Origin of the sequence: Bordetella pertussis 18323 (assembly GCF_000306945.1) — a bacterium.
Lineage (GTDB): Bacteria > Pseudomonadota > Gammaproteobacteria > Burkholderiales > Burkholderiaceae_B > Bordetella > Bordetella pertussis.
The window spans coordinates 140,177-162,254 of sequence record NC_018518.1; the positions used below are offsets into that span (position 1 = coordinate 140,177).

Annotated in this window: 28 protein-coding genes; 7 read left to right on the forward strand and 21 right to left on the reverse strand. The window is 66.0% G+C overall.

Annotated features, from left to right (window positions below; all coding sequences use genetic code 11):
• Positions 1–130: 130 nt before the first annotated feature.
• Genes BN118_RS19255 through BN118_RS00650 form a run of 4 tightly spaced genes read right to left on the reverse strand, consistent with a single transcriptional unit; the run spans position 131 to position 3,088 of the window.
• On the reverse strand, positions 131–1,072 hold the full coding sequence (locus BN118_RS19255) for a RuvC family protein (RefSeq protein ID WP_227914932.1): 942 nt from the start codon (positions 1,070–1,072) through the stop codon (positions 131–133).
• Positions 1,069–1,545 (reverse strand): phage protein, encoded by a 477-nt coding sequence (locus BN118_RS00640; protein WP_014905401.1) that lies wholly within the window; start codon positions 1,543–1,545, stop codon positions 1,069–1,071. The genes BN118_RS19255 and BN118_RS00640 overlap by 4 nt, the downstream gene beginning before the upstream one ends.
• A complete protein-coding gene (locus BN118_RS00645; protein WP_014905402.1) occupies positions 1,542–2,297 on the reverse strand; it encodes a replicative helicase loader/inhibitor in 756 nt (251 codons plus the stop codon). The genes BN118_RS00640 and BN118_RS00645 overlap by 4 nt, the downstream gene beginning before the upstream one ends.
• Complete coding sequence (locus tag BN118_RS00650; protein ID WP_015063594.1) at positions 2,297–3,088, reverse strand: helix-turn-helix domain-containing protein; 792 nt, start codon at positions 3,086–3,088, stop codon at positions 2,297–2,299. The genes BN118_RS00645 and BN118_RS00650 overlap by 1 nt, the downstream gene beginning before the upstream one ends.
• Before the next feature lie 63 nt (positions 3,089–3,151).
• Between BN118_RS00650 and BN118_RS20350 the strand changes: the two genes are divergently transcribed.
• Positions 3,152–3,367 carry a hypothetical protein gene (locus tag BN118_RS20350; protein ID WP_033452948.1) on the forward strand — a complete coding sequence of 72 codons (216 nt, stop codon included), beginning with the start codon at positions 3,152–3,154 and terminating at the stop codon, positions 3,365–3,367.
• Between the two features lies 1 nt (position 3,368).
• Here the strand turns inward: BN118_RS20350 and BN118_RS00660 are convergent, their stop codons facing one another.
• Genes BN118_RS00660 through BN118_RS20575 form a run of 4 tightly spaced genes read right to left on the reverse strand, consistent with a single transcriptional unit; the run spans position 3,369 to position 4,823 of the window.
• On the reverse strand, positions 3,369–3,815 hold the full coding sequence (locus tag BN118_RS00660) for a DUF1364 family protein (protein WP_014905404.1): 447 nt from the start codon (positions 3,813–3,815) through the stop codon (positions 3,369–3,371).
• On the reverse strand, positions 3,815–4,270 hold the full coding sequence (locus BN118_RS00665) for a recombination protein NinB (RefSeq protein WP_014905405.1): 456 nt from the start codon (positions 4,268–4,270) through the stop codon (positions 3,815–3,817). The genes BN118_RS00660 and BN118_RS00665 overlap by 1 nt, the downstream gene beginning before the upstream one ends.
• A complete protein-coding gene (locus BN118_RS00670) occupies positions 4,270–4,449 on the reverse strand; it encodes a hypothetical protein (protein ID WP_041166117.1) in 180 nt (59 codons plus the stop codon). Before BN118_RS00670 ends, BN118_RS00665 begins: the two co-directional genes overlap by 1 nt.
• On the reverse strand, positions 4,446–4,823 hold the full coding sequence (locus BN118_RS20575) for a hypothetical protein (RefSeq protein ID WP_049805759.1): 378 nt from the start codon (positions 4,821–4,823) through the stop codon (positions 4,446–4,448). The genes BN118_RS00670 and BN118_RS20575 overlap by 4 nt, the downstream gene beginning before the upstream one ends.
• A gap of 75 nt (positions 4,824–4,898) precedes the next feature.
• On the opposite strand from BN118_RS20575, the gene BN118_RS00680 reads away from it, so the two are divergent.
• Positions 4,899–5,087 (forward strand): hypothetical protein, encoded by a 189-nt coding sequence (locus tag BN118_RS00680; RefSeq protein WP_041166118.1) that lies wholly within the window; start codon positions 4,899–4,901, stop codon positions 5,085–5,087.
• A 357-nt stretch (positions 5,088–5,444) separates the two neighbouring features.
• Here the strand turns inward: BN118_RS00680 and BN118_RS20360 are convergent, their stop codons facing one another.
• Both BN118_RS20360 and BN118_RS20365 read right to left on the reverse strand, forming a co-directional pair.
• The gene (locus BN118_RS20360) at positions 5,445–6,134 is read right to left on the reverse strand and encodes a hypothetical protein (protein WP_161633094.1); all 690 of its coding nucleotides are present in this window, start codon (positions 6,132–6,134) and stop codon (positions 5,445–5,447) included.
• Positions 6,127–6,378 (reverse strand): transcriptional regulator, encoded by a 252-nt coding sequence (locus BN118_RS20365; protein WP_023853179.1) that lies wholly within the window; start codon positions 6,376–6,378, stop codon positions 6,127–6,129. Before BN118_RS20365 ends, BN118_RS20360 begins: the two co-directional genes overlap by 8 nt.
• Before the next feature lie 71 nt (positions 6,379–6,449).
• Between BN118_RS20365 and BN118_RS20580 the strand changes: the two genes are divergently transcribed.
• Positions 6,450–7,544, forward strand: a complete 1,095-nt coding sequence (locus BN118_RS20580) for a S24 family peptidase (RefSeq protein WP_019247377.1) — start codon at positions 6,450–6,452, stop codon at positions 7,542–7,544.
• A 71-nt stretch (positions 7,545–7,615) separates the two neighbouring features.
• Entirely contained in the window at positions 7,616–7,822 is a 207-nt protein-coding gene (locus tag BN118_RS00700; protein ID WP_019247378.1) for a hypothetical protein, read from the forward strand.
• Positions 7,823–8,073: 251 nt separating this feature from the next.
• Here the strand turns inward: BN118_RS00700 and BN118_RS00705 are convergent, their stop codons facing one another.
• Together BN118_RS00705 and BN118_RS00710 are read right to left on the reverse strand one after the other, a co-directional pair.
• Positions 8,074–9,024 (reverse strand): IS481-like element IS481 family transposase, encoded by a 951-nt coding sequence (locus BN118_RS00705; protein ID WP_005012067.1) that lies wholly within the window; start codon positions 9,022–9,024, stop codon positions 8,074–8,076.
• 98 nt (positions 9,025–9,122) lie between these two features.
• A complete protein-coding gene (locus BN118_RS00710; RefSeq protein WP_019248926.1) occupies positions 9,123–10,196 on the reverse strand; it encodes a DUF6817 domain-containing protein in 1,074 nt (357 codons plus the stop codon).
• 167 nt (positions 10,197–10,363) lie between these two features.
• On the opposite strand from BN118_RS00710, the gene BN118_RS00715 reads away from it, so the two are divergent.
• Positions 10,364–11,158, forward strand: coding sequence for a MetQ/NlpA family ABC transporter substrate-binding protein (locus BN118_RS00715; RefSeq protein ID WP_014905406.1), 795 nt, complete (start codon positions 10,364–10,366; stop codon positions 11,156–11,158).
• Positions 11,159–11,197: 39 nt separating this feature from the next.
• On the opposite strand, the gene BN118_RS00720 is transcribed toward BN118_RS00715, so the two are convergent.
• From BN118_RS00720 to BN118_RS00750, 7 genes are all read right to left on the reverse strand, one after another.
• The gene (locus tag BN118_RS00720; RefSeq protein WP_010925795.1) at positions 11,198–11,722 is read right to left on the reverse strand and encodes a DUF934 domain-containing protein; all 525 of its coding nucleotides are present in this window, start codon (positions 11,720–11,722) and stop codon (positions 11,198–11,200) included.
• The gene (locus BN118_RS00725) at positions 11,715–13,457 is read right to left on the reverse strand and encodes a nitrite/sulfite reductase (RefSeq protein WP_010931474.1); all 1,743 of its coding nucleotides are present in this window, start codon (positions 13,455–13,457) and stop codon (positions 11,715–11,717) included. Before BN118_RS00725 ends, BN118_RS00720 begins: the two co-directional genes overlap by 8 nt.
• Before the next feature lie 209 nt (positions 13,458–13,666).
• Complete coding sequence (locus tag BN118_RS00730; RefSeq protein WP_010931473.1) at positions 13,667–14,425, reverse strand: branched-chain amino acid ABC transporter ATP-binding protein; 759 nt, start codon at positions 14,423–14,425, stop codon at positions 13,667–13,669.
• A 2-nt stretch (positions 14,426–14,427) separates the two neighbouring features.
• A complete protein-coding gene (locus BN118_RS00735) occupies positions 14,428–15,135 on the reverse strand; it encodes an ABC transporter ATP-binding protein (protein WP_010931472.1) in 708 nt (235 codons plus the stop codon).
• A gap of 16 nt (positions 15,136–15,151) precedes the next feature.
• On the reverse strand, positions 15,152–16,033 hold the full coding sequence (locus BN118_RS00740) for a branched-chain amino acid ABC transporter permease (protein WP_014905407.1): 882 nt from the start codon (positions 16,031–16,033) through the stop codon (positions 15,152–15,154).
• 10 nt (positions 16,034–16,043) lie between these two features.
• Positions 16,044–17,030 carry a branched-chain amino acid ABC transporter permease gene (locus BN118_RS00745; RefSeq protein WP_014905408.1) on the reverse strand — a complete coding sequence of 329 codons (987 nt, stop codon included), beginning with the start codon at positions 17,028–17,030 and terminating at the stop codon, positions 16,044–16,046.
• A 101-nt stretch (positions 17,031–17,131) separates the two neighbouring features.
• Complete coding sequence (locus BN118_RS00750; RefSeq protein WP_014905409.1) at positions 17,132–18,049, reverse strand: LysR family transcriptional regulator; 918 nt, start codon at positions 18,047–18,049, stop codon at positions 17,132–17,134.
• 121 nt (positions 18,050–18,170) lie between these two features.
• Here BN118_RS00750 and BN118_RS00755 point away from each other — a divergent pair, with 121 nt between their 5' ends.
• Positions 18,171–19,403 (forward strand): amino acid ABC transporter substrate-binding protein, encoded by a 1,233-nt coding sequence (locus BN118_RS00755; protein ID WP_014905410.1) that lies wholly within the window; start codon positions 18,171–18,173, stop codon positions 19,401–19,403.
• A 69-nt stretch (positions 19,404–19,472) separates the two neighbouring features.
• Complete coding sequence (locus BN118_RS00760) at positions 19,473–20,891, forward strand: amidase (protein WP_014905411.1); 1,419 nt, start codon at positions 19,473–19,475, stop codon at positions 20,889–20,891.
• 21 nt (positions 20,892–20,912) lie between these two features.
• On the opposite strand, the gene BN118_RS00765 is transcribed toward BN118_RS00760, so the two are convergent.
• Positions 20,913–21,563: a carbonic anhydrase gene (locus tag BN118_RS00765; RefSeq protein ID WP_003819076.1), complete on the reverse strand. Its 651-nt coding sequence runs from the start codon at positions 21,561–21,563 to the stop codon at positions 20,913–20,915.
• 133 nt (positions 21,564–21,696) lie between these two features.
• Positions 21,697–22,032 (reverse strand): FxLYD domain-containing protein, encoded by a 336-nt coding sequence (locus tag BN118_RS21150; protein ID WP_033446132.1) that lies wholly within the window; start codon positions 22,030–22,032, stop codon positions 21,697–21,699.
• Positions 22,033–22,078 lie beyond the last annotated feature (46 nt).

The window sequence follows — 22,078 nt, forward strand, 5'->3', positions numbered from 1 at the left end:
CGGCGCCCGTCGAACCCACTCTTGACGAGGCGGATATTCGCGCATCCAGCGCAACTGCGCACAGGCGGCGGCTCCTGGCGGCGCTCCAGCACCTTGGCAGGGTCACCTCGATCGGATCGGCGGGCCCAGGTCATGCTGTGCGCTCGTGCGCCACGGCGCCGGCCTTTCGCGTGCGCCGCGTCTTGGACTTGGCCGGCGGTGCGGCCCACTCCCGCTTTTCCTTGGCGATGGCCAGATGCAGGATCGCCAGCGCGTCGGCGTTGTTGTCGTCCACAGCGGCAAACCCGCGCACCTTGGCCTGCATGAGCATGTCGTCCTTCTTGGCCACGCCGGAGCCGGTCCAATGCTTCTTGATCTGCCCCACGCCGAAAGGAACCAGGGCCACGCGGTGCTGGTCGGCCACCATCTCGAGCATGGCGCGGAAGCCGCCATAGGCATGCGCGGCCAGTACCTGGCCCGGGCCATGGCGCTTGACGTCCTCGAAAGCGATCTGCGTAATGCTGTGTTCGGTGATGGTCGCCGACAGCCAAGACCGAAAGCGCAGCCATTTCTGGCCTGGCGCCCAGCTCGCGCGCGGCGTGAATTCCTCGGTGCCGTGCACCATGCGGCCGTCGCGCCGGCGCAGCGCGTAGCCGGTCTTCGTGCCCAGGTCCAGCGCCAGGATGTTGACGTTCAGCGCTGGCGCGGGCCCAGCTCCAGCACCAGGGTCAAACCCAACAGTGGTGCGGGTTTCCGCCGCGGCGCGGGGCGTTTCAGCACCAGGCCGCGCCCAGGGGTCGCCGGGCTCGATGTTAATTTTTGCCGGATCGGATGTAGGCGCTCCCTCGCACGCGAAGCTACCCGGGGGTGGCAAAACACCACCCCCTTCCAACGGCAGAGCGTATCCCCCGCAGGCAATGGCCAGGACTTCGGCGCGCCGGCCTTCCAGCGCGTCCTGCGGTACCTGCATGGCCGCGGTCTGCCTGCACACAAGGCAGCCGTCGCAGCCGCGCGCCTGGCACTGCATCGCCGTCCTGGCCAGCGTGCCGGCCAGCGGGTCGTAGGGGTCGGTGAGGTTGGGTGAGGCGTTCATGCGTCGGTTTCCTCGGGTTGGGTCTGGTCCAGCCAGGTGGTGCCCTGGCCGGCGCGTTTCGGGGTGCCCATGTGTTCCTGGGGCTGGCGGCACTCGTCGCCCAGCACGCGGAGCATGTGGACGCCCAGGTGGTAGGCGGTGACGCCGCGCACGCTGGGCACCTTCTCCAGCAGGTCGGCGCGGCCCAGGGCCTTGATGCGATCCCGCACCTTGCGGCTGACGGTGTCACCCTTGGGACGGTTGACCAGCCAGTAGGCAGCCAGGAACAGGGCCTTGCGGTTCTGGACCCGCGCGCTGATATCGTCGAACTCGGACCGCGGCGCGCCGAAGTGCAGGCGGCAGTGCCAATCCTTGCCGCCCTGAGTGCTGGCGGTCATCGTGCCCGGCAGGCAGCAGCCGTAGGCAGCGCAGACGCCATAGCCCCCGCTTTCGTTGCCGCCCACGGCGGCGCTGGCTTCGGCGTAGCTGCTCATGCGCGGACCCCTTGCTGGTGCTGGGCGACCTTGGCCGCCGTCTCGGCCTTCAGGACGTCGAGGCGGTCACGCTCGGCCTGGCCGGCCTGCTCTGCGGCGCGGCGGCGTTTCTCGGATGGGGACAGCGCGCCGGCCAGTAGCTTGCGCAGGCGCGCGATGTTCTCGGCGGCGACGGCGTCATCGCCCAGACCACCCGAAGGATCAGGCGGCGGCAGCAGCGCGGCGACGTGCGGCGCCGGCAACAGGCCGGCCGTTCCGGCGGCGGTCAGCGCACGCTCGCGGCGGTCGGGGTCCCAACCGAGGGATGCCTGCCAGGCCACCGGCTGGCGATCATGGCGAGCCCGCGCCACCAGCCGGTCGTAGGCGCCCTTGAACGCCATGCGCGCGCCCACCTCGTCGCCCAGGTCCAGCACGGTGCGGCACGCCGCGAAGGCTTGCGCCGTCTCCAGTGTCCAGACCACCGTTTCCGCCTCGTCGCGCGACACCAGCGCGGTGGCCCATGCTTCGTCAGCGGTGGGCCGGCTGTCGCCGGTGCCGTGCCCAAGCAGCGCCAGGATCTGCGCCGGCGTCGGCGGGAACTTGACCTCGTTGGCCACGTACTGCGAGAACGCGGCGCTCACCGCTGGGAACTCGTAAGGCTCGAGCATGCGCAGCCAGAGCAACTGCGTGGTCGGCTGCGGCGGCAGCCGGTTGTAGGCATCGAAGACGCCGGCCAGCAGCTCGGCGAAGGCGGAAACGTCGCGGCTGTGCATCAGGCTTGCTCCATGTCCAAGGTGAAGTTGTCCTGGCCGCCATGCCCGGCAAGGCGCAGGAATTCCTGCTTGCGGCGATCTGCCTCGCTCACGGCAGGCGCCGGGCGTGGCCCGAAGCCTTGTTTCGGGGGGAACAGTCCCTGCCAGCTCTTGCCGATGCAGTGCCGAATGACGTCGTCCGGCTGATGGCCCTGACCGCGGAAGGTCCCCAGGTCTTCGATCTGCTGGCGCGCGGTTTCCTCGGTGATCGGCTTTTTCAGCTGCACGCGGTGGCGGACCCAGCGCTCCCAGCTTTCCGCTGGCAGCCAGTCCGGCAGGTCGACCTTCATCGCGTCGAAGCCCGAGTCCTTCGGCTTGCGCACGCGCTTATTGGTTGTTCCTGGTTGTTCCCTTGGTTGTTCTTGGTTGTTAGACCGCAGCTGCTGCGGGGGTGACTGCGGGATTTGCGGGGGTACCACCGCAGCCGCTGCGGTGGTTACTGCGGCATTTGCGGGGGTGCAGCTACTGCGGGGGCGCAACTGCTGCGGTGGTTGTTGAAAGGAATTCGCATCGACAACGTAGGTTGTGTGGCGCCCGTTGGCACGGTCGGCCACCACCACCTTGGCCTGTTCCAGCCACTTGATGGCGGCGTGAACAGTGCGCTCGGACAGGCACGTGTATTCGCACAGCGTGGGAATCGATGGCCACGCAGATCCAGCCTCGTCTGCATAGTCGGCCAGCGCCATCAGCACGGCCTTCGGCGAGGAAGGCATTTGCAGTGGCCGGCAGGCTTTCATGACCTCGTAGCTCATGAGCGCACATCCCTGCCGCATCGCTGTGCGAAACTAAGCGCCCATCCAACTAAGGAGTCCCGAATGTCTGACAACGTCCTCAAGGACCACCCCATCAGTTCGATCGAAAAAGCGCTGGGCGACGGCTTGGCAAAACTGCTCGGCAGTAGCGTGAAGGTCAAAATCAGCGGCTTGACGTTCGATGCCGGTGACGACTTCATGTTCGATGGACACATGGAAGCGTCGCAGTTGAGCATTTCCGTAAACAAGAAATGGGACGACACCAAGCTGCGTGACTGATTCATAGGGTCTCCACATGCTGGAGACCCAGCTTTCCGGCGCGCACAGGCACCCACCGGGTGTATGCCCAGTCGAAGGTGGCGCGCTTGATTTCTCGGTCGATCCCGCTCTGGTCGTAGAGCGCGTGGCAGTGGAAGCAGGCGGGAACGGTGAATTTGTCGTGGACCTTCAGGCCCATGCCCTTGCCCTCGTTCTGGTGGGCGGGCACGACCGTGGGGTCTTCGGGGTAGCTGCGGCAGCCAGGGAAACGCAGGTAGCAGCATTCGCCTTTGCACGCGGCCAGGTACTTGGGGTCGTGATAGCCCGGGCGCTTCTTCGGCGCGCGGCGCTTGATGGCGGCGCGCTGTAGCGTTGCCTGCCGCATTGGGGTGGCGCTGGAGCCGCCCGAGAGCCGGACCCCGCCGGTGCGCAGCGGAGTCTTGCGTTGAAGGGGGGCACGTCGCTGCATCACTGCCCTTCCCTGGCGCCGAACTGGACGCCCAGCGCCGCGCCGGCCGCCTCGACCTGCTGCAGGTATTGCGCCATGCCCTTGACCGTCAGGCCGGTGGTGCTGCCAACCAGCACGCGATCACCACGCGGCGTGTAGTCCCACTTGCGGTAGCCCTCCAGGCACAGTTCGGGGTCGAATTCCTCGGGCAGATAGTCCCGCTTGAACTGTTCGTGCCAGACCTCGGCGGCGAAGCGCTGGCCCTGCACCCATGCCTGCTCGGAGATGTCGCGCAGCGGGCCTGCCCACATCAGGGCGTTCTGGCTCATCTTGCGCGGCTTGACGCGCTCGCGCACGACCACTTCCAACGGCTCGTCGGCATCCAGCGGCAGGTTCGCCAGGAACGCCTGCGCAGCCGCCTGCTGGCTCGGGCTCCGCAGGATGAACGTCTTGGGGTTCAGGAGGCGTTGGCGCATCAGTGCCTCGTCGAGAATTGGGTGAAGCGGCCGACAATGTTCATCGCACGTTCCAACTCGGGGTCTTGACGCTCGCGCAGTCGCATTTCTTCGTAGACCTTCGCGAAGTCCTGGCCATGCAGGCGCATTGCTTCTTCGATGGCGCGCTGGGCGATCTTGAGGGCTTCGTCATACGTCATGCGACCCTCTGAGCGGCAATCACTTCTTGCATGATCGTGAGACGCCCAAGATGATTGAGATACTGGCTCACCGCGTAGTTGCCCACTGCGGCCTCAAACGCATTGATCTTCTCAGCCGGCAGGTTCAGCCGCGGCGCACCGCTCGGCAGCAGCGGATCCTCATGGAGGTAGCTGCTGACGTGCTGCGGGTACATGCCGCACAACTCGGCAAGCGTTCGCATCGTCATGCCGCGCGGCTGGCGCATGTCCCAGGCAAGTCTCACCGCCTGGCGGTAGGTCACGCATCGCGCGATTTCCGCCTTGTCTATGAACAGCATTGGTTCAGACGGGCGGATGCGCAGGAAATCGAGGCCAACCCCTTGTTCTCGCTGCATTTTCGAATACGCCTAATAGGGAAATTTCATGGAGTAACAGCGTCGGTAACAGAGTCGGGATATGGAGAATTTGCCTTGTCCCAATCCACCGAGACCGACATGACGGAAACCGAAAAACTGCTGAACCACGCCCAGGAAATCGCCAGGCGTGCCTTCGATGACCCGTCGGAAAAGACGGTCATGGACCTTTTCGACGAGCTGCGCGCAGAGCGAGACCGCCGGGCCTGGGAAGGCTCTGACGCCGCCGGCGCGACGGTGCACTGAATCATGGTCATCGAATTGGGCAGACAGCCCCCTCCTCGTAAACTGGTAGGTCTCATCCTTACCAGTCAGAGACAAGGAGCCGAGCATGGAAGAGTAAGAACTGCGGCATCGGCTGGCAGTTGCCGAAGGGAACATCGCGGGCCTGGTGGCGGTCATCGGCGCCCTCGTCCGGCAGCTGCCAGAAGAGCAACGGCTACACCTAGAGGCGCGAGCAGAAGCAATGTTCGAGCCGCTCGAAGCAGCGATGCTCGGCGACGCCGATCCGTATTCGGACTCATCGCTTGCCGGTCTGCGCAACGTGCGGACCATGCTGAGCGATTTGCTTTCCAGAAGCGCGTAGCGGCATCGCTGTCCATGTCAGGCCGCCTCCTGCTGCGCCGGTGCGGCGGTGGCCAATCCAGCATGGGGGCTTCGCTCAAGGTAGGCATTGGCAGCCTTGCGGAGCTTCTTGGCCAAGCAACGAACGCGCTGCTTGTATCGATCCGGAGCCAGCAAATCGGGCCGCTTCAACGCAAGCCACTGCCGAGCTGCGAAGTGGAAAACGTCGCCGCTGTTGGCCGGCCACAGAGCGTCCCCGCCGAACGTAGAATCGGAGACTCTTACACCTTCCTGATCTACGCCGGGGGAACTCGCTTGAAACTTTTCGACCGCATCGCCCTTTTCCTGTGGCGGGACAGATACGACTACGACCCGACCCGCGGATGCCCAGGTGAGCAAAACAACATTTCCCTGTGGACCAGGCTTCGCCCCGCGCGAAAGCGCCTCATCGCGGTACTGCTGAATGGGCAGCTTTGGCTGGCGTTCATCGGTGGCATGTTCGCCCTGGGCGCTGCCCTGCTCCCCGGATACCTGGACCGAGTCAAAACCGACCAGCAGGTGAATACGAACACCGGGGAATTGCTGCTGCGTTGCGTTCAGGAAGCCAACCATGTCCTGAGATGCCGGCCAGTCTCGGACGAACAGGATGAGATCGTCTCCGGCGTGGACGGGCCGAGCCTCGATTCGAATAGGCCTGGGCGCGAAAGCCCGGCGCAGGACGTTAAGCATGAGTAACCTCCTGCTGGGCCTGGGCGGCCAGCTCGGGCCAGACGCGGGGCCAGTCGCCGGGACGCAGATCACGGCGGCTTACTTCGCCGCCGGTGGCCCGCTCTATCGCTGCGCAATGCTCGACCGGAACAGGTCGGCGGCCCGTGCGCCACTGATAGACGAGTGCCGGGGACACTCCGACCTCGCGCGCCAGCGCTGCAGCACTGGTGGCGTCTTCCCGGTTGAGATAGCTATTCAGGTCCATGGCCCAAACTATAGCGTTGCTACAGTTCAAACACAAGCCATGCTACAGAATAATTTGAATAGCATCGCTATATGAGAATTTGGACCATCGAGGAAGAAGCGGCGGCGCTGCGCGAACGCTTTCAGGGCGTCAACCGCGCCGCGTTCGCGCGCGACCATGAGGTCAAGGGTGGGCAGGCGATGATCTACCAGCACATCACCGGCCGCCGCCCTATCAGCATTGAGGCTGCCATGGCCTACGCGGCCGGCTTCAATTGCAAGCTCGAGGAAATCAGCCCTCGCCTTGCGCTGGAGGCACAAAAGGCGGCCGCGTTGTCGTCTGAGACGATCGCGCCTCAAGTCTCCGAATCCATCGTCTGGCCCTTCCCCTCGATTTCCGAGGCGGACGTGCGCTCCTTAACCCCTGGCCAGCTTGGACAGTTGGAAGGTGCCATTGCCCTGGCGATCGGACAGCTGCGGCTTGGCGTGGATGTTGCGCCGGCCCGACGTGCTGCAGCGCCAGCGCCACGACCCGGCGACCTGGTCGACATCGAAGCCGCGGCGGATGAGTTTCCGATGCGTATCGGCGGCGTCCCCGCGCCATGGGAGCCAGGCGGCACGACTACCAGGCAGATGGAACGCCATAGCCAGGGCCTGCGCATCAGCCAGGCGGTCAATGTCGGGCACGTTGAAGACTCGGGCTACTCCGCGAACGACCACGAATTCATTCCCATCCCCGAGCTGGACGTGCGCCTAGCGGCGGGCAAGCTCGGCATCGAGAACTATCAGGAGACAGAAATTGGTCAGATTCTGCTCCGCCGGTCATTCCTCGAGTCGTTCAAGCGGCCGATCAAGCGCATGCGCATCTGCTATGGCAATGGACCTAGCATGGAGCCCGTCATCCGCCATCGGAACCCGATGCTTGTAGATGTCCACCCTGTATCGCTGGATGAAGTGCAGCCGCGTTTCGTCTATGCCATCAATCGGGGAGGCAAGATGATCGTGAAATGCCTGGAGCGCTGGAAGGATGGGCGGTGGATGGCCATTTCAACCAATCCTGACCCAGACCATCATCCGTTCCCGCTGGCCACCGATGACGGCGGCGAGGTACGAATCATAGGCACCGTGCTCTGGTCACCCTACGATCTGCGCAATGGAGTAGATGAGCGACTATTGCAAGGCTGGTAAGCACTCCAGCGCAAAACCAACAGTGCCCTGGGGCACGTGTTGCAGAGACCCCACTCTAGGAGCGCGTGTATATGAACATCGACAACACACTTATCCAGGCCGTAGTTGTCGCCGGGGTCATCCTCTTGCTCATCCTGTGGATTTGTCTGCCGTTCGCGGTGTTCGGCGTCAAGCGACGGCTGGATCGGATCATTCGTTTGCTTGAACAGCAGCAGTCTGCGCCGCAGCCTGAGCGCCGCACCGACTCCGAGCCATTTGTATCGCGCTCGCTGCGCTGACCGAAGCGCTGGGAATCCATAACAGTGCATAGGCGTGCCGATGCGGGTGCTTGGGCCCGTGGTGTGAGCCGGGAGTGCGGCTGGGGTGAGGGATGGTGAGGCGGAGCGGTGGGTAAGGGGCTGAGACACCCGACATCCGAAGAAAGCATATGCTTGCTATTTTGTTAGCATGATGCGAGAATTTCTGCTCCATCACGAGAGGGGTTCTCATGACTGCCAACGAAAACCAAACCAGCAAGAGAAATGGCGGGTTAGCTGTGAACTGTCAATAGGTTGTATTCGTCCAGGTTGAGTCTGGAGATGGGTACAGCGCGCCCGATGCCTTGGTGGGGTCGATGCCAGTTGTAGTGGTGTAGCCAGGATTTCATGGCATCGGCTCGGTGTTGGGAGTTCTGGTAGGTGTGAGCGTAAGCCCACTCACGCAAGGCCGACTGGATGAAGCGTTCGGCCTTGCCATTGGTCTGTGGGCGGTAAGGTCGGGTAAAGCGGTGCTTGATGCCCAGCTCATGGCACAGCGCGGCGAAGGCGCGGCTGCGAAAGGCCGAGCCATTGTCGGTGAGCAAGCGCTGGATGGTCACGCCCAGGCGCTGGTAGTAGGCCACTGCGTCCTTGAGGAACTGGACGGCGCTGGGGAAGCGCTCGTCGGGGTGGATGTCGGTGAAGGCCACGCGGGCGTGGTCATCGATGGCCACGAAGACGAAGTCCCAGCCGGCCCCCTCAACGGTATCGCGTCGGTTGCCCGTGACCCGGTGGCCAGGGCGCTGGATACGTCCCAGCTTCTTGATGTCGATGTGCAGCAGATCGCCGGGGGCCTGATGCTCGTAGCGCACCACCGGCTCGGCCGGCTCCAGGTCGGCCAGGTGCGACAGACCGGCGCGGGCCAGGACGCGGCTGACGGTGCTGGCTGACACGCCCAGCGCCTGGGCGATGCGCGCTTGGGTCAGCCGCTTGCGGCGCAGCTCCACGATAGCCAGCGCCTTGGCCGGCGCAATCGCTCGGGGCGAGACCGTCGGGCGCGAGGACGCATCGGCCAAGCCCGCCTGGCCCTGAGCCAGGAAGCGGCCCAGCCATTTGCGCACAGTCGGCGCGGTGACCCCATAGGCGCGGGCCGCTTCAGGCACACAAACTTGATGGGCGATCAATTGCTGGACCATTTCGAGTCGACGTAGGAAGGTCAATCGGGCATGCTTATGGGTGTTCATCCGGCCGGGCTCCTTGAGTGAACTGGGGGGTTGGCGATTTCCAGTTTCTCAAATCCGGTTCGGATGAACCATGCATACAACCTATTGAATCTTCACAGCTAGCCCATCAAGCCCAGTCCGTTCAATCCGCCCAGCGTGGCCGGCCATTGGCGGTCGCGGGCATTCTGCAGCAGGATGCGCGCCCAGGCCATCCAGCCCGACCATTCGATGCGCTTGTCCCAGCTGGTTCCCCAGGCCTGCAAGGCCGCCAGGCCGGCGGCGGCCTGCTCGAGGGCGGTGTCGTAGTCCTGCGCGGTCAGCGCCAGCTGCGCGAGCAGCAGGCGCGGCTCGGCCACCCAGGGGTTGTGGGCGATGGCGGCCTGCAGCAAATGGTGCGCGCTGTCCATTTCGGTCATGGGGTGCATGCGCGTGATGACCTGCCAGTACAGCGCCGCGGCGGCCGCCTCGTCGCCGGCGTCGAGCACGGCGGTGCAGTGGCCGAAGGCGGGCGGCGTCGGGATGCCGGTGCCGGCGGGCAGCGTGGACAAGGGCTGCAGCAGGCGCGAGAGCATGTCCAGGATGCGGGCCGGCGGCTTGAGCGGGCCGGGCCACAGCGAGGCGGCCCAGTGCGTCGAGGTGTCGCGGCGCTCCTGGTGGGGATAGCCGGCGAAGATCTCGTCCTGCCAGCTATGCCACTGTTCGCCGACGTCGGCCGCCGACACCACGATGAAGGCGGCCACCTGGCGCGGCGTCAGCGTCAGCGGCTGGCCGTCGGCGCCCTGCAGCACCAGCCCCGTGGCGCCACGGCCTTCGCCCGCCAGGATGCGCTGCACGAACTGGGTGCGAGGCATGGCGCAGAACAGGTGCACCCATTGCTCGGCTTCTTCGCCGAGGTACTGGCGCAAGGTGGCGCGCTCGCGCTCACGGTCGAACAGCGTCAGGTCCACGTACTCGTTGCCGTACACGCTGTGGAACAGACCCAGCAGGCGCACTTCGCGCGGTTGGTTCCACAGCGCCAGCGTGCGATAGACGCCCAGCAGATGGTGCTTGAACGTGCCGGCCTTGTGCCAGTCTTCGCCGGCGCTGCGCGCAAACAGCAATTCCAGCAGGGCGGGCAGGTCGGCGTCGATGGCCGCGTAATGATCGGCCAGCAGGGCGCGGGCGTGGGGATGCAGGTCAGCAGAGGACGACATGACAGGTACGGCGCAAGGCAAAACCGCTATTGTCGCCCGTGGCGGCCCGTACGCTAATAACCGTATGGTCTTTGGATATGCGCTTTCATCGCTTTTCGTTTTGAGGACGGCTTCGTAGAATCGGCCCCTTGCCGTCCGGCGTTTTTCCTCATCTTCGTGAGCTTTCCATGCGTATCCGCCATCTCGTCGCCGCTTGCGCGGCCCTGTTCAGTATTGCCACCGCGCCTGCCCTGGCGCAGGACGCCGAATTGAAGGTCGGGGTCACGGTGGGGCCGCATGCGCAGATCGGCGAAGTGGTCAAGAGCGTGGCGGCCAGGGACGGGCTGCGCGTCACGCTGGTCGAGTTCAGCGACTTCATCCAGCCCAACGCGGCGCTCGACGCCGGCGAACTGGACCTCAACATCTACCAGCACCGGCCCTTCCTGGATGCCCAGAACAAGGCGCGCGGCTACCGCCTGGCGCCGGTCGCCAGCGCGGTGGTGCAGCAGATGGGCGTGTATTCCAGGCGTCACCAGACGCTGGACGCCTTGCCGCAGGGCGCCAAGGTGGCGATACCCAACGACCCGACCAATGGCGCGCGCGCCCTGCTGGTGTTGCAGGCGGCCAGCCTGATCGAGCTCAAGCCGGGCGTCACGGTCAACGCGTCGTTGTTCGACATCGCCGCCAACCCCAGGAACCTGAAGTTCCTCGAAATCGAGGCGGCGCAATTGCCGCACTCGCTGGCCGACGTGGATGCCGCGGCGGTGAATTCGGCCTATGCCATTCCGGCCGGGCTGTCGCCGGCGCGCGACGCGCTGGCCCTGGAGAGCAAGGACGCGCCGTTTGCCGTGGTGGTGATCGCCGCGCGTGAAGACAACAAGAACGATCCGCGCATCGCGCGCTTTATCAAGGCGTACCAGTCCGAAGAGGTCAAGCAGTTCGTGGCCCGGCAGTTTCCGGGCGCCTACAGCACGTCGTGGTAAGCAAGCGCGCGGCCGCCGCGCTGGCGCGGCGGCCCTGTTTCAGGCCGCCAGGGGGGCCGGGTAGGTGTGCTGGTAGTGCACGCTGAAGGTGCGGAAGGCGGCCAGCGCCCGCTGCGGATCGTGGCCGGGCTTGACCAGGAAGCTGTCGAAACCCACGCGCGCCTGGTAGTGGATGGTGTCGATCATGACATCGCCCACGGCGCGCAATTCTCCGTCCCACCCGTAGCGGCGGCGCAGCAACTGCGCCAGCGAATAGCCGCGCCCATCCGTATAGACCGGAAACTCGATGGCGATGAAGGACAGCGCGGCCCGGTCGAGCTCGCCGTCGGGGCCGGTCAGTTCGTCCAGCCGCGCATCCGGCGGCAGCTGCACGCCCACCGGATGACGGCGCGCACGCAGCGTCGCGGCGGCGGCCTTCCAGGTGGCCAGCGTCACCAGCCAGCCGGGTTCGTCGGGCGGCGTCTGGTCGGCGGGGCCGTCGGCCTCGGGGGTGAACAGGCGCGCGTCGTCGGCCTGCAGGCGGCCGGCGCGGATCAGGTGGTCGGGGTGGCTGGCTTCAGGCATGAGCGGGCTCTTGCTGGGAGGCGAGTTTGGCGACGGCCGGGTCGGCGTAGACGTCGCGCTTGAAGGGGTCGATGCCGACGCGGTCGACCACGTCGATGAAGCGTTCGGCGTCGCTGTCACGCAATTCCAGGTAGGTGCGGATCAGGCGATCGATCACGTCGGGGATCTGCGTGCGTGCGAACGACGGGCCGATGATGCGGCCGATGGCCGCGCCGCCGCCGCGCGGCGACTCCAGGTCGGGCAGCGGCTTGGCCGCGCCATTCTGGCGGCCGCCCAGCGTCACCTGGTACCACTCCTCGCCGGCCTTGTCCACGCCGAGTATGCCGATGTGCCCGACGTGGTGATGCCCGCAGGAATTGATGCAGCCCGAGATGTTCAGGTCCAGTTCGCCGATTTCGAACAGGTAGTCGAGATCGTCGAAGCGGCGCTGGATGGATTCGGCCACCGGGATGGAGACGGCATTGGCCAGGGCGCAGAAGTCGCCGCCCGGACAGGCGATGATATTGGTCAGCAGGCCGATATTGGGGGTGGCCAGGTTAAGTTGCTGCAGCTCCTGCCAGAGGTCGTGCAGCCGGGCCCGGCGCACGTCGGCCAGGACCAGGTTCTGCTCGTGCGAGACCCGCAGTTCGCCGAAGCCATAGCGTTCGGACAGGCCAGCCACCGCGTCCATCTGGTCGGCGGTGATGTCGCCGGGCGGCACGCCGGTGGCCTTCAGCGACACCGTCACGGCCGCATAGCCCGCCACCTTGTGCGCGCGCACGTTGGTGCGCAGCCAGCGCGCGAAGCGCGGGTAGGCCTGGGCGCGGGCGTCCGTGGGATCGGGCTCGCTGGCCGCGGCGCTGTCGTAGTCGGGCCAGACGAAGCGGCCCGCGATGGTGTTCAGCTGGTCCTCGGTGATCGTATCGGGGCCGTCCTTGAGCGATTGCCACTCCTGCTCGACCTCGCGCGCGTAGACCTCGGGCGTGAGATCCTTGACCAGGATCTTGATCCGCGCCTTGAACTTGTTGTCGCGCCGGCCATGCAGGTTGTACACGCGCAACGCCGCCTGCAGATAGGTCAGCAGGTGCTGCCAGGGCACGAACGGATTGATCAGGTGGCCCACCATGGGCGTGCGTCCCAGCCCGCCGCCGACCCAGAAGCGAAAACCCAGCTGGCCGTCGCGCTCGACCGCTTGCAGGCCGATGTCGTGTACGCCCACCGCCGCGCGGTCTTCGACCGCGCCGCTGACGGCGATCTTGAACTTGCGCGGCAGGAAGGCGAACTCGGGGTGCAGGGTCGACCACTGGCGGATGATCTCGCACCACACCAGCGGATTGACCAGTTCGTCGGGGGCGACGCCGGCGAAGTGGTCGCTGGTGGTGTTGCGGATGCAATTGCCGCTGGTCTGGATCGAATGCATCTGCACCGAAGCCAGTTCGGCCAGGATGGCCGGCACGTCTTCCAGGCGCGGCCAGTTGAACTGCATGTTCTGGCGCGTCGAGAAGTGGCCGTAGCCGCGGTCCCAGGTGCGTGCGATATGCGCCAGCTTGCGCAACTGGCGCGCGGCCAGCATGCCGTAGGGAATGGCAATGCGCAGCATGGGCGCGTGGCGCTGGATGTAAAGCCCGTTCTGCAGGCGCAGGGTGCGGAACTCGTCTTCGGTCAGCTGGCCGTCGAGAAAGCGCCGCGTCTGGTCCGAGAATTGTTTCACACGCTCTTCGACCAGTTGCTGGTCGACTGGATCGTACACGTACATGTCTTACTGCCCTTCGGGGTGCGATGCATGGCGCGGGCAAGCCCGGAAGACGCCATCCTGGATTGATGCACATAACCGTAGCAGCACAGCCAACCCGCCGTCTAAGTCATTCTGGTAATAACGGTATAGCGAGGGCGGGGAAGCGCGTTGGAGCCTGGCGGGCAAAGTCAGCGGGTGCCTGTCCCCCTGCGGGGACAGGCACCCGGGGATCAGTCTATCTTGTAGTCCATCCACGACGCGACCATGTCGCGCAGGCCGCCGTCGTGGCCGAATTGTTCGTGGGCGCCTTCGGCCTTGTTGCGGCCGAGTTCGAGGATGTACATGTAGTCGGAGATCTCGGCGCAGCGGCGCACGTTCTGGTCGACCAGGATGACGGTCATGCCTTCGTCGGCGAAGCCGCGCACCAGGGCGTAGATTTCCTTGGAAATCTTGGGTGCCAGCATGGCGGTGGGTTCGTCCAGCAGGATGACCGAGGGCTCGATCAGCAGGGCGCGGCCGAACTCGACGAAGCGCTGCTGGCCGCCGCTCATGCTGGAGACGGGATCGTGGCGCTTCTGCGCCAGGATGGGAAAGCGTTGGTAGACCGAGTCGATGCGGCGGCGCACCTTGTCCTTGTCGCGGCGAAACGGCCAGCATCCCAGCACCAGGTTGTCCTCGACCGACAGCTCGCCGAACAGGCTGCGGTGCTGCGGGACGAAGGCCACGCCGCTGGCGGCGCGCTCGTGCGAGGGCTGGCGGCTGATGTCCTGGCCGCGCAGCACGATGCGGCCGCCGCGCAGCGGCAAAAAGCCGAACAGGGTCTTGAGCACGGTGGACTTGCCCGCGCCGTTGGGGCCGATGATGCCGGTGACCTGGCCGGCGCGCGCCTGTACGTTGACCCCGTTGAGAATGGTGATGTCGCCGTGGTAGGCCACGGTGACATGGTCCAGGGCGAACACCGGCTCGGTCGTGGCGGCGGAGGTCGGCATGGTCAGGCTCCCAGGTAGGCTTCGATCACGCGCGGATCGGTGCGCACGCGATCGGCGTCGCCTTCGCACAGGATCGCGCCTTCGTTCATGACGATGATGTGGTGCGACAGCTGGTAGATCGAGGTCAGGTCGTGCGAGACCAGCACCACGGAGCAGCCATGCTCGGTCGGGACGTCGCGGATGATGCCGATGAGCAGTTGCGCCAGGGCCGGGTTGACGCCGGCAAACGGCTCGTCGAGCAGGATGACCTTGGGCTGCGCCACCATGATGCGCGCCAGCTCCAGCAGCTTCTGTTGTCCGCCGGACAGTTCTTCGGCATGGTTGTGGCGCAGGCGGTGTAACTCGACCTTGTGCAGCCAGTATTCGGATTGCGCGTAGCGCTCGTCGGCGTTGCGGCTGGTCTGCTGCTGCGCGACGTCCAGGTTGTCCAGCAGGCTGAGGTGCTGGAACACGCGCGGGACCTGGAAAGTGCGGCCCACGCCCAGGCGCGCCACCTCGTGGACCTGCTTGCCGGCGATTTCGGCGCCGTCCAGCGCGATGCTGCCGGCGTCGGGCACATACAGGCCGTTGATGCAGTTGAGCATGGTGGTCTTGCCCGACCCGTTCATGCCGATGATGCCGAGAATGGCGGCGCGCGGCACGTGCAGGTCGACGCCGCGCAGCGCCACCAGCCCGCCGAAGCGCTTTTGCAGATTGCTGACTTTCAACATGGGCGACGGTCTCCGATCAGCGCAGGGCGCGGTGGCCGAACAGCCCGGTGGGCCGCACGAAGATCATGGCCACCATCAGCACGAAGCCGCAGATCGTGGCGATGGAGGGGTTGAAGAACACCACCGAAACCTGTTCGGTGACGCCGAACAGCATGGCGCCGACCAGCGCACCCACGGGATGGCCCAGCCCGCCCAGCACGATGACGATGAAGCCGATCAGGGTGTAGTCGTTGCCCATGAAGGGGGAAAATGCCGGGAACACCATGGCCACCAGCACGCCCGTGACGGCGGCCAGGCCGATGCCCAGGCCGAACGCCACGGCCGACAGCCGCTCGACGTTGATGCCGACGATACGCACGGCGTCGCGGTTCATGATGATGGCGCGCAGCGCCTTGCCCAACTGGGTGCGGTACAGGAACCAGGCCAGCACGGCGACCACGGCCAGCGCGATGGCCAGGGCGATCAGGCGCACGGTCGGGATCAGCACCGGCCCGATCTTGAAGAACACCGGTTCGATCTCGTAGGGCAGCGAACGTGCGTCGGCCTCGAAGGCCAGCAGCATGATGGCTCCCAGCATGATGGACACGCCGAACATGAGCAGCAGCGAGCTGATTTCGGGGTCGTCGGCCTTGGACAGGCGCGGGATCAGCACGAAATACAGCACGTAGCCGGCCAGGAAGAAGGCGCCGAAGGCCAGCGGCAATGCCAGCAGCGGGTCGATGCCGGCGTATTCGAGCAGGTAGTAGGCAAAGTAGGCGCCCAGCACCAGGAACTCGCCGTGCGCGAAGTTCACCACGCGCAGCACGCCGAAGATCACGTTCAGGCCCACGCCGATCAGGCCGTAGATGGCGCCCAGGATCAGGCCGTTGACCAGGCCCTGGATAATCAGTCCGCTCATGTCCGGCTCCTCAGGCGATGTATTGGCGCAGTTGCGGGTAGCGCTTGAGCAGGCTGCCGACGATGCCGCGCGGCAGGAACAGCATCAGCAGCACGATCACCAGGCCCAGCAGCAGGTTGAGCACCGGGAATTTCTGCCAGATCAGGTGGTCGATGCCCAGCAGCGCCAGCGTGCCGACGACCGGGCCGATGATGGTGCCGAAACCGCCGGCCATGGCGTAGATGATGCTCTTGGCGGTGATGAGGACGTGGAAGGCGTATTCCGGATCGACCACGTTGGTGTACCAGGCCTCGATGCCGCCGGCCAGGGCCGGGAACAGCGCCGCCAGCAACCAGGCCTTCAGGCGCGTGCGCGGCACGTGGATGCCGACGCAGGCGGCCGCCGCGTCGTCGTCGCGGATGGCCTTGAGAGCCTTGCCCAGGCGCGATATCGAGAGCCAGGCGACGGTGGCCAGCGTGGCGGCCATGACGGCCAGCATGGCGTAGTAGCTGTGGGTCGGGTTGTTGGCGCTGGAGAGGATCAGCCCCATGCTGCCGCCGGTGAAGCCGTCGGGCAGGTTGGAGATCAGCAGCCGCATGATGGTGGCCAGCGCCAGGCTGACGATGCCGAAGTACACGCCGCGCAGCCGCAGGGTGGGCGCGAACAGCAGCGCGATCAGCAGGCCGACCACGCTGGCGGCGGCCAGCGACGGCAGGATGGGCCAGCCCAGCACCTTGTAGCAGATGCCGGTGGCGTACGAGCCGACGCCGTAGAACACCACGAAGCCGAATGGCAGGTAGCCGGTAAAGCCCACGCAGATGTTCATCGCGCTGGCCATGGTGACCCACAGCATCAGGTAGAACGCGAACGAGATGTTCGACGTTGCCATCGGCACGACGGCCAGGCCGAGGGTCAGGACGGCGAAGATGCCGGTGGCAATGCGGGTGCGCGTGCGTTGCGCCTGCTGGTCCTGCAGGCGGTGGGACGCGTGCGCCGAGGCGGCAAGGCTGCTGCTCATGACTCCCTCCGGGCCGGTGTGGAAAAAAGTGGCCATCTTATCGGAGTCGATTATGAAACGTTTGGGGTGCCAAAACCATAACTACAGGTTAAGTATTAACCCTAGTCAGCCTTGGAAAACGACTCCGTCAGCACGTCGCGCAGGTGCGGGATGAACTCGGCGGCGATGCGCGAGAGCGGGCGGTTGTTGGCGTGGACGGCGCTGATGTGCAGCGGGATGTCCTCGGCCAGCGGCACGATGGCGATCTCGGGCCAGATGTTCTGCATGACCGTGAATTCGTCGACGATGGCGATGCCCGCGCCCGCGTTGACCAGGGCGCAGGCCAGCTGGCTCCAGGGCACGTCGGCGCACATGCGGCAGGGCAGGCCGGCCTGTTCGAAGGCGCTTTGCACCAGCATGCCGTAGGGCATGCGCGTGCCGACCACGATATGGGGGTGGGGCGACAGGTCGGCCAGCGTGACCTGCCCGCGCTCAGCCAGCGGGTGGCTGCGCGGGATGGCGGCCACCATGCGGCCCGTATGCAGCGGCAGCGAGGTCAGGAACGGGTGGTCGGCCTGCATGACGACCAGGCCCAGCTCGGTCTCGTCGTGCAGTACGTCGTTGATGAGGTGCGGCAGGGCGGTGGCGTTCAGGCGCAGCAGGATGTCGGCGTGGGTGCGCTGGAAGCGCGCCACGGCGCGCGGCACCAGGTACTGGGCCAGGCTGGGGATCGAGGTCAGCCGCAGCACGCCGGCGCCATGCCCGGCCAGGGCGTCGGCCAGGTCGTTGACGCGCTGCATCATGCGCTGGGTCTTTTCGATTTCCTCGAAAAGAATGCGCACTTCCGGGGTGGGCTGCAGCCGGCCGCGCACGCGTTCGAACAGGTTCAGGCCCAGCTGTTTCTCGGTCTGCGCCAGCATGCGGCTGACCGCCGGCTGGCTGATGTTCAGCAGCCGGGCGGCGCCGCTGATCGAGCCGGCGGTGACGATGGCCCACAGCATTTCGGTCTGGCGGTAGCTCAGTTTATTCAAAGCGTGCACTCCATGCCTATTTGTTATACGCTATTTCTCGAGTTGCTCAAAGCGTGAGCAATTCCAGCCTGTCCGCCCTGGTGCGGCAATGTCCGGTGGTTCCTATCTGTGCAATGCAAGGAGCATTTCCATGTCCAGAAAATCGTGGTTATTCCGTTTGCCCGCACTGGCGATTGCCGCCGCTGCGCTGGCGCCGGCAACGGGCGCCGCCCAGGCGTCCGACAAGATCCGCATCGGCATGACGGTGTCGTCGACCGGCAGTTTTGCGTTGGCATCCCAGTCCGGGGTGCGCGGCGTCGAGGTTTGGGTCGACGACGTGAACCGGCGCGGCGGCATCGAGATCAAGGGCAAGAAGTACCCCGTCGAGCTGGTCAAGCTGGACGACCGCAGCGACAAGCAGATGGTCACGCGCGTTTACGAACGCCTGATTGTCGATGAAAAAGTCGATCTCGTGTTCGCGCCCTTCGGCTCGACCTTGACGGCCGCGGCCGGCACGGTGACCGAGCGGCTGGGCAAGTACATGATGGTGTGGTCGGCCGCCAGCGACGACCTGTACAAGCAGGGCTTCAAGTACATGGTGTCCGGCACGCAGATGCCGGTGTCGGCCATGCTGCGCGCGCCGATGGCGCTGGCCGGCAAGCTGGGCGTGAAGAAGGCGGCCATTCTGTACTCGGACGAACCGTTCCCGGCCGGCCTGGCCGATGGCGGCCGCGCGCAGGCCGCCAAGAACGGCATCGAAGTGGTGCTGTACGAAAAATATCCGAAGGGGCAGAAGGATTTCAGCACGCTGCTGCAAAAGGCCAAGGCGGCCGGCGCCGATGCGCTGGTGCCGACCTCGTACGAGGGCGACCTGATCAGCATGACGCGCCAGATGAAGCAGCTGGACATCAACTTCCCGTACACCTTCATGGTGTATGCGTCTACGCCGCAGTTCCAGGCGATCGGCGCGGACTCCAACTACATCTTCAGCCATACCAACTACCATCCCGCCATCAACTGGAAGGTCAACGCCGGCCTGACGCGCGAGCAGTTCGCCAAGGCATACGACACGCTGTTTCCCAAGGCCGAGTTCCCGCCCGATTTCCAGACGGCCCTGACCTACGGCGCGGGCGCGCTGACCGAGGAGATCATCAGGAAGGCCGGCGCGACCGACGCCGCCGCGCTCAAGCAGGCGTCGATGGATCTCTCCGACAAGGTCACCGTCATGGCCGGTCCGTACGCCATCGACGAGACCGGCAAGCAGTTGCAGATGCCGTTCCCGGTGGTGCAATTGCTGCCGGGCAAGGGCATGGTGCCCGTGTATCCGGAGGATGTGGCGGTCGAGAAGGCGGTGTACCCGGCGCCCGCCTGGAACAAGCGCTGAGCGCGGGTGTCGCAGTGGCCGGCGCGCGCCCGGGCGCGCGCCGCTTCAGGGTCGTATTCCGAGGAAATCATGTCTGAACTTGCATTTTCCAGCCTGGCCGAATTGGCGCGGGGCCTGGAAGCGGGCCGCTACAGTGCGGTGGAACTGGCGCGCCACTACCTGGCGCGCATCGCACGCGCCAACGAGGCCTTGCACGCGTACGTCAGCGTCGACGAGGCGGGCGCGCTGCGGCTGGCGCAGGCCGCCGACGCGCGCCGCGCCGCCGGCTATGCGCTGGGACCGCTCGATGGCCTGCCGATCGCCATCAAGGATCTGTGCGAGATCGAGGGGCAGGTCACCACGGCGGGTTCGGCCGCCTGGCGCGAGCGCCGCAGCAAGGTCACCGGGACGGCGGTTCGGCGCTTGCTGGCCGCCGGCATGGTGGTCCTGGGCAAGACGCACATGGTGGAGTTCGCCTTCGGCGGATGGGGCACCAACCCGGTGATGGGCACGCCGCGCAACCCCTGGGACTTGTCCCACCCGCGTATCCCGGGCGGCTCGTCCAGCGGTTCGGGCGTGGCCGTGGCCGCCGGCCTGGCGCCGGCGGCGCTGGGCTCGGACACCGGCGGGTCGGTGCGGATCCCGGCCGCGCTCAACGGCATCACCGGCCTGAAGACGAGCGCCGGACTGATCAGCCTGCACGGCGCGGTGCCGCTGTCGCAGACCCTGGATTCGATCGGCCCGATGACGCGCGACGCGTACGACGCCATGCTGCTCGTGCAAGCCCTGGCCGGCCCCGACGCGGCCGACCCGGCCACGCTGGGCGTGCCGGCACTCGTCTATGCGCCGCCGCGCGAGGGCGGCCGGCCGTTGGCGGGCCGCCGCATCGCCGTCATGGCCGAAGAAAACTATCCGCTGGCCGTCAGCGCCGATGTGGCGCTGGCCGTGCGGCAGGCGGCCGACACCTTGCGCGCGCTGGGGGCGGAGGTGGCGACGGTGGCGACCCCTTTCGATTTCACCCGGCTGATGCATGCCAATGGCCGCATCATCGCGGCCGAGGCGTATGCCCTGCACCGCGGCTACATCGACGATGCCGCCTTGCCGCTGGGCGAATTCGTGCGGGCCCGGGTGCAGTCGGGGCGGGCCATCGGCGCGGCCGACTATATCGCGGCCATGCGTGAACATGCCCAGGCGCGCGCGCAATGGCGCGCCTGGATGCAGGACTACGATGCGTTGCTGACGCCCAGCCTGCCCTTTGCCGCCTGCCGCCTCGATGAGGTGGACGAGCAGGGCACGCCGCTGGCGGCCTTCAGCCGCGCCGGCAACTTCCTGGGCGCCAGCGGGCTGGCCCTGCCCGCCGGCTTTTCGGCCGACGGCCTGCCGGTTGGCGTGCAATTGATGGGCAAGCCCTTCGACGATGGGCTGTTGTGCGGCCTGGGCGTGGCTTTCCAGCAGGCGACCGACTGGCACCTGCGCACGCCGGACCTGCGCGCGGCAGGCCTGGCCTGACGCACGCGGAGGCGGCGCGCCTCAGGCCGCCGCGTCCTCTTCCAGCCAGGGGGCGAACTGGCCCGTCGCGCGGTCAAGCACGTACAGCAGGCCGGTGGCCACGCCGAAGTACGTGCCGTGCAGCTCGAGCTCGCCGCGCTCGACGCGGCTGCTGATGGACGGGAAGGTCATCAGGTTCCGCAGGCTTTCTTCGACCACGGCCAGTTCCAGCCGCTTGATGTCGGTGGCGCGATCGCCGGTGGACGGACCCAGCCGTTCGGCGACCGGGGAGATCTGCGACATCCATTTGCCGATGAAGTCCATCTTGGACAGCGGCTCGCCGTCGTCATAGAACGAACGGATGCCGCCGCACGAGGCGTGGCCCAGCACAACGATGTGCTTGACGTTCAAGCCGTTGACGGCGAATTCGATGGCCGCGCTGGTGCCGTGGAAGGACGACTCGGCGTCGGGCTCGCAGGGCGGCACGAGGTTGGCGACGTTGCGCACGACGAAAATCTCGCCCGGGCCCGCGTCGAAGATGACCTCGGGGGAAACGCGGGAGTCGCAACAGCCTATCAGCAGGATTTCGGGTTTCTGGCCCTTCTCGGCCAATGCTTCATATCGACTGCGCTCGCTGTGGAAGCGGCCTTGCAGGAAGGCGTGATAGCCGTCGGTAAGTCTTTTGGGAAACATGATTCCATCCTAGAGAGTCTGGCGCGGGGGCGTCCCGGGATTGGACGCGCGGCCGGCTCGCCCGAACGGACGAGGCTGGCGCCGACAGGAAAGGATTTTCCCATAACTTGGGTCCGGGCATCGGCGCCGGCCGTCATTCCGCCTTGATTTCGATGGCCGAGAAGCGCTCGAAGGGTTGCGGCGTGGTACTGCGGATCTGCCATATTTCGCCTGGCGCTATGGGACCGATGGACTGCTCCTTGACCCGCCCGATCTCGCGCCCCTGCGAGTCGTACAGCGCGAACACCACCCAGGCGCGGCCGATGCGCTTGGCGCCCTGGTTGCTGAGCGAGCCGGTAATGGTGCTGACGCCGGCGGCGGCATCGCGGGTGGCCTGCAGATTGCCCAGCGTGACGCCATACGGCAGGCTTTGCGCCAGCGCGCCGGTCGTCGCCAGAAGCAGTGCGGCGGCCAGGCTAGCTGTGAAGATTCAATAGGTTGTATGCATGGTTCATCCGAACCGGATTTGAGAAACT

Coding starts and splice junctions, on each gene's coding strand:
- BN118_RS00740 (WP_014905407.1), bottom strand. CDS start 16,033: ATGAGCGGACTGATTATCCAGGGCCTGGTCAACGGCCTGATCCTGGGC.
- BN118_RS00720 (WP_010925795.1), bottom strand. CDS start 11,722: ATGCCTGAAGCCAGCCACCCCGACCACCTGATCCGCGCCGGCCGCCTG.
- BN118_RS00710 (WP_019248926.1), bottom strand. CDS start 10,196: ATGTCGTCCTCTGCTGACCTGCATCCCCACGCCCGCGCCCTGCTGGCC.
- BN118_RS00640 (WP_014905401.1), bottom strand. CDS start 1,545: ATGAGCAGCTACGCCGAAGCCAGCGCCGCCGTGGGCGGCAACGAAAGC.
- BN118_RS00700 (WP_019247378.1), top strand. CDS start 7,616: ATGAACATCGACAACACACTTATCCAGGCCGTAGTTGTCGCCGGGGTC.
- BN118_RS20365 (WP_023853179.1), bottom strand. CDS start 6,378: ATGGACCTGAATAGCTATCTCAACCGGGAAGACGCCACCAGTGCTGCA.
- BN118_RS00745 (WP_014905408.1), bottom strand. CDS start 17,030: ATGAGCAGCAGCCTTGCCGCCTCGGCGCACGCGTCCCACCGCCTGCAG.
- BN118_RS20360 (WP_161633094.1), bottom strand. CDS start 6,134: ATGCTTAACGTCCTGCGCCGGGCTTTCGCGCCCAGGCCTATTCGAATC.
- BN118_RS19255 (WP_227914932.1), bottom strand. CDS start 1,072: ATGAACGCCTCACCCAACCTCACCGACCCCTACGACCCGCTGGCCGGC.
- BN118_RS20580 (WP_019247377.1), top strand. CDS start 6,450: ATGAGAATTTGGACCATCGAGGAAGAAGCGGCGGCGCTGCGCGAACGC.
- BN118_RS00725 (WP_010931474.1), bottom strand. CDS start 13,457: ATGTACGTGTACGATCCAGTCGACCAGCAACTGGTCGAAGAGCGTGTG.
- BN118_RS00760 (WP_014905411.1), top strand. CDS start 19,473: ATGTCTGAACTTGCATTTTCCAGCCTGGCCGAATTGGCGCGGGGCCTG.
- BN118_RS00670 (WP_041166117.1), bottom strand. CDS start 4,449: ATGACGTATGACGAAGCCCTCAAGATCGCCCAGCGCGCCATCGAAGAA.
- BN118_RS20575 (WP_049805759.1), bottom strand. CDS start 4,823: ATGCAGCGAGAACAAGGGGTTGGCCTCGATTTCCTGCGCATCCGCCCG.
- BN118_RS00665 (WP_014905405.1), bottom strand. CDS start 4,270: ATGCGCCAACGCCTCCTGAACCCCAAGACGTTCATCCTGCGGAGCCCG.
- BN118_RS00705 (WP_005012067.1), bottom strand. CDS start 9,024: ATGAACACCCATAAGCATGCCCGATTGACCTTCCTACGTCGACTCGAA.
- BN118_RS00645 (WP_014905402.1), bottom strand. CDS start 2,297: ATGCACAGCCGCGACGTTTCCGCCTTCGCCGAGCTGCTGGCCGGCGTC.
- BN118_RS00765 (WP_003819076.1), bottom strand. CDS start 21,563: ATGTTTCCCAAAAGACTTACCGACGGCTATCACGCCTTCCTGCAAGGC.
- BN118_RS20350 (WP_033452948.1), top strand. CDS start 3,152: ATGTCTGACAACGTCCTCAAGGACCACCCCATCAGTTCGATCGAAAAA.
- BN118_RS00660 (WP_014905404.1), bottom strand. CDS start 3,815: ATGCAGCGACGTGCCCCCCTTCAACGCAAGACTCCGCTGCGCACCGGC.
- BN118_RS00715 (WP_014905406.1), top strand. CDS start 10,364: ATGCGTATCCGCCATCTCGTCGCCGCTTGCGCGGCCCTGTTCAGTATT.
- BN118_RS00730 (WP_010931473.1), bottom strand. CDS start 14,425: ATGCCGACCTCCGCCGCCACGACCGAGCCGGTGTTCGCCCTGGACCAT.
- BN118_RS00755 (WP_014905410.1), top strand. CDS start 18,171: ATGTCCAGAAAATCGTGGTTATTCCGTTTGCCCGCACTGGCGATTGCC.
- BN118_RS00650 (WP_015063594.1), bottom strand. CDS start 3,088: ATGAGCTACGAGGTCATGAAAGCCTGCCGGCCACTGCAAATGCCTTCC.
- BN118_RS00735 (WP_010931472.1), bottom strand. CDS start 15,135: ATGTTGAAAGTCAGCAATCTGCAAAAGCGCTTCGGCGGGCTGGTGGCG.